Source organism: Methanofollis fontis (assembly GCF_004297185.1).
Lineage (GTDB): Archaea > Halobacteriota > Methanomicrobia > Methanomicrobiales > Methanofollaceae > Methanofollis > Methanofollis fontis.
In genome coordinates this window covers 755,961-763,690 of the sequence record NZ_PGCL01000001.1, presented here as the reverse complement: position 1 = coordinate 763,690, position 7,730 = coordinate 755,961, and the positions used below count along the sequence as shown (strand labels likewise).

Here is a 7,730-nt window from a genome sequence, read left to right as displayed (position 1 = left end):
ATTCTCTGCTACGACCGGGGCCTTCTCCGGCAGGGCGGTGATGGCGAAATACGAGAAGCCCGGTGTTTCGGCCCGGAAGGTAAAGGCGTCACCGCTCTCGCCGGTCACTTCCACTTTGAGGCGCTCCCATACGCCGTCATGATAGCGCCAGACCGCGATGTCCTCAGGGGAGAGGTTGCGCTCATCCAGCCATGCCTTTGAGACCGAGAAATCGATCACGCCGGAGGCGATCTCGTCGTCGGTGGCATGATAGACCTGGATCTGGAGGCAGTCATAGACCTCACCCGAGGGAACCGGGACATCTGAGGGGAGGGAGACCGAATCGGCCGTCACCAGCACCGACGGGATGCTCCCGGCGGGGGTGATCTCCACCGCAGAAACCGGGGTGGTCCCTGACCTGAAGGGGATCACCGCAGGCGTGCCGGCAGAGAGACTGCTCGCCGACCCCGCCGAGGAGGACGAGGAACTCCCGCCCCCGCCTGATGCCGCCGTCACCGTGACGGTGCCGGTGATGGTGTCGGCGCCGTAGGCATTGGAGACGTTCAGGAGAACGGTATAGGTGCCGGTCTGTGTATAGGTGTGCACCGGGTCCTCTTCTGCGGAGACGGCGCCGTCTCCGAACGCCCAGGACCAGGTGTCGGGCTCGTTTGCCGAGGTGTCGGTGAACCGCACGGTCAGCGGGGCGGCGCCGGTGGTCGGCACCGCCTCAAACAGGGCCAGAGGGGCCGCATATCCCTCAAAACGCTCCATCAGCGGGTAGGAGTCGGTGAGGTTCTCCACGATCTCAAAGCCCTCATCCCCGATGCCGTCGCCGTTTGAGTCGGTGCCATTGTAGGTGCTCCAGTAGTTGCCGGTGAAATTGGTGTGGACGCTGCCGTTGTAGCGGTAGGTCCGCTCCTCAGGAGAGTTCCAGAGGAGGCCTGAATCCTCGACCGCTTCCTGGCGGGGGAACGCCGCCTGTCCGGTGAAGAAGGGAGATTGCTCCTGGAAATACCCATCCAGCCGCGTACTTCCGCTCCAGGCCGGCACCCCGGTCTGCTGACAGACAGACTCCATCATTTCGGGTTCCATCGGTTCGGGGAAGAGCATGCTGTTCAGGTAGACAGCGGTGTCCGTTCCTGAAGCCAACAGGGGGAGATACCCGGAGAAGGTGTTTTTAGTCACCGAGGAGTTATCCATGCCAATACATGCCCCTCCGAAAATCTCTCCTGAGACCGTGTTCCCGGTCAGACTGCAGTTCTCAACACCAAAGCCGAAAACACCATAATAGCCTGCCACTGTGGAACCAAATACAGCCAGGCTGGTGCTTTCTGCCATTTCAACCCCTATGCCGGCACTGACTACGCTGTCCGCGACGGTACACCCATCACAACCTGAAAGCATCAATCCTGCATCCAGAGCGTCGATGGAGAGAGCATCCAGAAGAACGCCCTCTGAATCAAGAGCGACCACCCCATAGCAGCAGGCCTCAGCCGTGATGTTGATCACGGCCACATCGGTGCAGGAGAAGAACGCACACCCGACATAGGAATCCGACAGCGCCAGTCCGTCCACCAGCACATCGGTGCAGCCCACACAGACGACGGCGCCGGCGTCGGGACCGATCTCGACATCGGAGGCGCCCTCAAGGTAGACGACCGGGCGCCCGTCGACGGTGTTGGAGGTATCGATGCTGTTGCCGGGGGAGGGATCGGTGTCGACGTAGGCGAAATTGAAGGTGTTGTTCGCCATCGTGTTATTCGAGAGGGTGAGGTTGCCGGATTCAGCAACCCCAATGCCGAGCCAGGTGCCGGTCACGACGGTGTCCCGCACAACGACATCGGCGGCGGCGATATCAATGCCAACGGTTTCTGTGGCATTACCGGTGACAGTGAAACCCTCGAAGACGGCGCCGTCTGCATAGAGAGAGACGCCCACGTCCGAGGCGATCACCGCCATTCCCTCACCGCTGAGCGTGACGCTCCGGTTGATCACGACCGATTCGTTGTAGGTGCCGGCCGCAACCACGATGGAATCACCGTCCTGTGCGATTGTGAGCGCCTCCCCGATGGTCGGGACGTCCTGCGGGACGTAGATCGTCAGGGGGGCGGTGTAGGCGGCAAACGACGTCATCAGGGGGTAGTCGTCCTGTTCCTCGATGCCGATGATATAAGGCGAGTCCCCGATGCCGTCGTCGTTGGCGTCGGTGCCGTCGTAGAGGTTCCAGTGGTTACCGGTGAGGTTCCGGAAGAGGACGCCGTCATACCGGTAGTAGACCGGGTCGGGAGAGTGCCAGATGTTCCCGGTCGAGACCTCCTCTACCGACGTGCTATAGACGTCAGTCGCCGCCGCATCCGGTCTGGAGACGTCAGGCATGGACAGGGCGCGGGCGTGAGCGGCAGGTATTTCCTCGATAGAACATTCAGATGCCGGAAGTGCCGCCGGTGCCGGGAAGGTGATGTCATTCAGGTAGATCTCGTTGTTCTGGAAGGTGCCCAGATAGGGGTCCACCCCGGAGAAATCCAGTAGATTTTCTGTTATGCTGCTGTTGGTAAGACCGATGACGTACATATACACCGGATCATCACCAGAACCGGTGAACCGGAAGGTGTTTTCGGTGAACGCGATTCCCGATGCACCGAACAGCCCCATGCTGGAATTGCCGAAGCCTTCCAGCGTGTTGCCGACGAGGCTGCAGTTTGACGCCCCGTCGATATCGAGCAGCCACTGGTTCATCCCCGAGGAGGTGATCGAGCAGCCCTCGATATGGGTCCCGCTGACATTGGAGAGACAGATGCCTTCATAGGTATCGGTGATGGTGCACCCCTCGATGCCACTGTCCCGTGTCGAGAAGAGACCGACACCATACCCGTCGCCCTGGAACGTCAGGCCCTCAACGCTCATATTGTCGCAGCCGACGCAGCAGACCAGACCGGCATTGACGGAGGAGTCGATCGTCATCCCAGACTCCCCCTCGAGGTAGACAACCGGGAGACCGTCGACGGTGTTGGAGGTGTCGATGCTGTTCTTCGGCGCCGGGTCATCACCAGCATAATCGAAATTCCAGGCATTCCCGTTCATCACATTGCCCTGCATCAAAAGACCGGCGGCATCCCAGAGAGCGATCCCGAACCTCCCGTTGTCGGAGACGGCGTTGCCCTCCAGCACGGCATCGTTGATCTTATCCGTCTCGATACCTGTATTCCTGTTGGCATGGACCGTGTTGGCGGCAACGGTGGCACCGGTAGAGTAGCGTACGGCCACACCGTAGCCATCGTTATCGGAGATCTCGTTGTCCTGAACGAAGGCGCCGGAGCAGGACGAAATGTACACGCCCGAGGCCTCCCCTCCGGCGATCAGGCTGCCGGTGAGCGACGGGGAGAGTGCATCGATGGCATAATATCCTGTCCTGCCGTTCATCAGGGAGGTGGCATTGACCACCGACACACCCGCAACATCAGAGACATAGATGCCGAACCCGGCGTTCCGGATCGAGGAGCAGTTTTCGATGAGGGCGTCGTCCCCCAGGACCCGGATGCCAGCATCCCAGACGGTGCTGTTCCAGACCGAACCCGAAGCCGTGGCGGCGATGCCGGAGAGGCATACCCCGTCTGCGGAGACCGTGATCGCCGTCCCGGTGCCGCTGGCGTTCACGACCGGCATGCCGACGCCGGCGATCATCACCGACGCCGTGACGTCCAGGTGTTCGTTATAGGTTCCATTCTCCACGACGATCCTGTCGCCGTCGGAGGCGGCGTCGATCGCCGCCTGTATCGACGGGTAGTCGGCGGGCACGTGAATGAAAGTGCCGTTGAAGCCGTCAGCCGCACTGCCCGATGCCGCCGGGGCAAGGCAGAGCGCCAGAAGAATGAGGGTGCCGATCAGCACCTCGCTGCCATGTCTCATCAGATCTCACCTCGCACCACCCCCCATATGGTCTATCTTGAATCGATACCCCGGAGAATAAACCTTTTTAATATTTGAGATTCCGCCACCGCGAGATTCAGGAAATATCACCTAAAATCCGGATTCTGGTCAGGCGAACTCCCCCAGCAGTGCATATACCCCCGCCCGGGCAGGGGCGCCCCGTCCACCGTGACGCTCCGTTCCGCCACCACCGCCCCGATCACCGTCGCATCCACCCCGACCACCGGGAAATGTTCAGCAGGGATCGTGAACAGGAGTTCGAAGTCCCCGCCGCCATAGAGGGCGAACTCCCGCCCCTCGTCCTCAGGGACGCCGCCCGGCCGCGGGAGACGGGCCGAATCCACAGCAAACCCGCATTCGTTCACCGCCAGCATGTCGTGGAGGGAGAGGGCAAGACCGTCCGAGATGTCCATCATCGCCGTCACCCCGGCGGCATTGAGGGCGAGACCCTCCGCCACCCGCGGCACCGGTTCGATCAGGCGTCGCCAGTATTGATCATGGCCCGAGAGCGCCGCCTGCGCCCCGCCCAGATACCCGGTGACGCAGATGAGGTCCCCGGGACGGGCCCCGCTCCGCCGGACCGGAGAGGCAGCGGTCCCGAGACCGGTGGAGACGATCGTCAGTTCGGTATGGGCGTCGGTGTCGCCGCCGGCGAGATCGGCGCCATGGGCGCGGCAGCAGGCGAGCGCCCCCTCCGTGATCCCGGCGAGGCGTTCGGGACGGTCAAGACCGGTCGCCAGCAGCAGGGTGAGGGGCCGCGCCCCCATCGCCGCAATGTCGGAGAGGGTCACCGCCGCCGCCATCCACCCGATCTCTACGTCCGTCATCCCGATCGGGAAGTCGGTCGTCTCGTGGAGCATATCGGTGGAGAGGAGGAGCCATTCCCCCCCGTGCCTGACCGCCGCACAGTCGTCGGCCGTCGCCGCCGATCCCAGAAGGGGGACAAGAGATCGGATCAGGCCGCGTTCATCCATGCCGCCGCACCTCCTTCTCCCGCTCGCTCCTGTACTCCTTGAAGACCTGGTTCAGCATCGCCGCCTTCTTGTCCCGTTCATTCCTTTCCACCCGCTCCTCCCATGCAGAGATGGCGGCGGCAAACCGTTCCTCATCGGCGGTCCCGATCTTCCCGGCGAGGCGGAGACCCACCGCACCCCCCGCCACCAGGGGGAGGGAGGCGGCGAGCGTCGCAGCGATCAGGTGCGGATCGAGGGCATCCAGGTCATCACCCGGCACGATCACCGCCGCCACCCGTGCATCGGCGATCTCCCGCACCACGCTCCGCCCCCACCCGCCCGTCGTCCCGACCGAGATCACATCCCCGGCATCGATCCCCAGGTCTGCCACGAGTCCGCGCACGGCGTCATGGGTGAGGGAGGGGATCACCTTCACCGGCACCTGCCCCTCCCCCACCTGCAGTTCTTCAAGGCGTTTCATCCGCTCGATCCGTTTCAGCAGACTTTTGTTGCGTTTTTCCTCTTTTCGAAGCCGTTTTTTCAGATTTTTAATGATCTCCTCGCGTTTCGTGATCTCCGTATCACGCTGGAGGTTCTTCGAACGATCGGAGCGTTCCCGCCGGATCTGTTGCTTCTGCCGAGCGATCTCCCGGTCCTTCTCCACGATCCCTTCCTCGAGTTCCTGCACAAACTCGCGGAGGCGGCGCACCTGACGCTCCAGCTGGAGTATCCGCTCGTCCCGTTCGTCCGTCGGGGGAGCCTCCCCCTTTATCTCTGCCGCCTCCGCTTCCCGGGGGGGAGGCGCCTCTTTTCCGGAGAGGTCGGCGAGAACCGCCTCGATGGATCTGCCCCGCAGCACCCCGGCCCGCACCTCATCGAGGTCGATTCCGGGCGGCACCCTCCGGGCGATATGTTGGAACTTGTTTTTCAGGGAACGGTATGCGTCCAGGGCGGCGGAGAGGGCATCGCGTTCATGGGGGTTGGCATACCCCGTCCCGGCCGTCAGTTCGGTCTTCTCGCTGACCGGACGGTCGGAAGGGGGGGCATACGGGATGGCATTAAATGCACGACGCACCTTTTCCACCGCATCGGGCATCGGCTGGACATCGCTTGCAATTATCAGGGGTTTTCCGATCCCGGTGATATACTCGATGATCTCCGCCGTCCCGTAGCCGCGGGACGAATGGATCGCCACCACCTCGCCGTCCAGGTTCACCGCACCGATGCCGGTCGTCGTCCCGGGGTCGATCCCCACGATCAGGTAGCGCCGCTTCCCGGTCAGCGGTTCATAGCGGATGCGGTCCAGGCGGCACCCCTCGATCCGCACCTGCACATCAGCGCCCGAATACGTCCGCACCGGCAGCGCCTCCCGACGGGCATAGACCGTGAAGTCCACGCGTGAAAAACCACCGAAGGCGAGGCGTTCGGTTTTGTCATAGCGCAGACCGGCGGCGACCAGATGGGCCTCCACCTCACGCGCCCGATCGCGCACCGCCCCATGCATCTTGCGCACATAGCGGTTCTGGCTCCATCCCCCCCTGCCCGGCGAGCGGTGGCGGGAGACCGTGATCACCGTCTGGTCCTCAAAGGCCACCACCGCCGCTCCGCCGCCGAGATAGGCGATCCTGGCCGCCGCACCCGCCTCGGCAAAGGGATCGGTGCGTTCAACCTGGATGTTGTAGCGCCCGGCCACTTTCTGGAGGGTCTCCTTGCGCTCGCCTCCCGTCACCTGCACCAGCACCGTCCTGGGCGGGAGCGTCTGCATGAAGGCGACGAGGGCGTGCTGGTCGGGGGCGATCTCCTGCACAGAATCAGTGGCAAGGATATCGGGCTCCCCTGTACGGACCAGGCGGGAGAGGCGGAACGCCGTCACCTGTGTGCTCTCGACCACCTCGCCGTCCTCGATCACGACAAGGGCATAGACGGGGCGCTGTGTCCGCGACCGCACCGACCCCCTGATGATGTCGATCCCGAAGACCTTCACCCGATCACCACTCCCACCGCCTCCTCGGTGGGATACTCTATCCGGTATTTCCGGTTAAAATACCTGAGCACGTTCTCAAGGTCGCGGCGGAGGAGCGCCTCCGCGTTCGGGTGATCGGTGGCGATCCACTGCGGCCAGTCGATGAGCCAGACGCCGTCGTCACCGGCCATGATATTGAACTCCGAGAGATCGCCGTGGATCACCCCCTTCCGGTAGGCGATCCTGACATTCTCCAGGACCTCGTCGAGCACCTCCTCCGGTGCCTCCAGGGTGCAGCGGTTCAGGGTGGCGCCCGGGATCTCGGACATCACGATCACATGGCGGGAGCGGTCGATCGGCAGGGGGACCGCCACATCGGGAGAAAGCCGCTGGAGGGCGGCATACTCCTGCTCGGCGGAACGGGCCGAGGCGAAGATCCAGGGGCAGTGAGCACCTTCCGGCATATATCCCCGCTCCTTTCTGGCCGCCTGGAACGACTGCTGCCCCACGTGATGGAACTTCAGCACCACGGGGCCAAGGCCGAGACCTGAAAAGACCTCCGACTCCTTTCCGACACCGATCAGGGAGCCAAGGGCCGAGACCGAGCCGCGCTGCGAGAGGGTATGCAGGGCGATCGCATCATAGCCCGGAAAGATCAGGGCATATCCGGCATAGGGGACGGTGGCGTGCCTGACCATATCCCACTCGATCAGGCGCGCCAGACGGAAGGCGAGCTCCTTCTCCGAGAGCCGCGCCGCTGCCCTGAGCACATCGTCCGGCACCCATTCGTAGCGCTGCATCAATCGTTCAAGGGCGAGAAGAACACGAAGGTCGTATTTGTGCAGTCGTCTGACATATTCTGGAGAAAGCGGCATGAGTACCTCAGGTTATATCTGACAGGAGGATAA

4 protein-coding genes are annotated in these 7,730 nt (G+C 63.0%); all 4 read right to left on the bottom strand.

The window, feature by feature from the left end; genetic code table 11:
• Nucleotides 1-3,885 (bottom strand): right-handed parallel beta-helix repeat-containing protein (locus CUJ86_RS03690; RefSeq protein ID WP_130646189.1); only part of this gene is annotated, 3,885 nt, incomplete at its 3' end.
• A 107-nt stretch (nucleotides 3,886-3,992) separates the two neighbouring features.
• Nucleotides 3,993-4,880, bottom strand: a complete 888-nt coding sequence (thiL, locus tag CUJ86_RS03685; protein ID WP_130646188.1) for a thiamine-phosphate kinase — start codon at nucleotides 4,878-4,880, stop codon at nucleotides 3,993-3,995.
• Nucleotides 4,873-6,843, bottom strand: coding sequence for a DUF460 domain-containing protein (locus CUJ86_RS03680; RefSeq protein WP_130646187.1), 1,971 nt, complete (start codon nucleotides 6,841-6,843; stop codon nucleotides 4,873-4,875). Before CUJ86_RS03680 ends, thiL begins: the two co-directional genes overlap by 8 nt.
• Entirely contained in the window at nucleotides 6,840-7,697 is an 858-nt protein-coding gene (locus tag CUJ86_RS03675) for an RIO1 family regulatory kinase/ATPase domain-containing protein (RefSeq protein WP_130646186.1), read from the bottom strand. The genes CUJ86_RS03680 and CUJ86_RS03675 overlap by 4 nt, the downstream gene beginning before the upstream one ends.
• Nucleotides 7,698-7,730 lie beyond the last annotated feature (33 nt).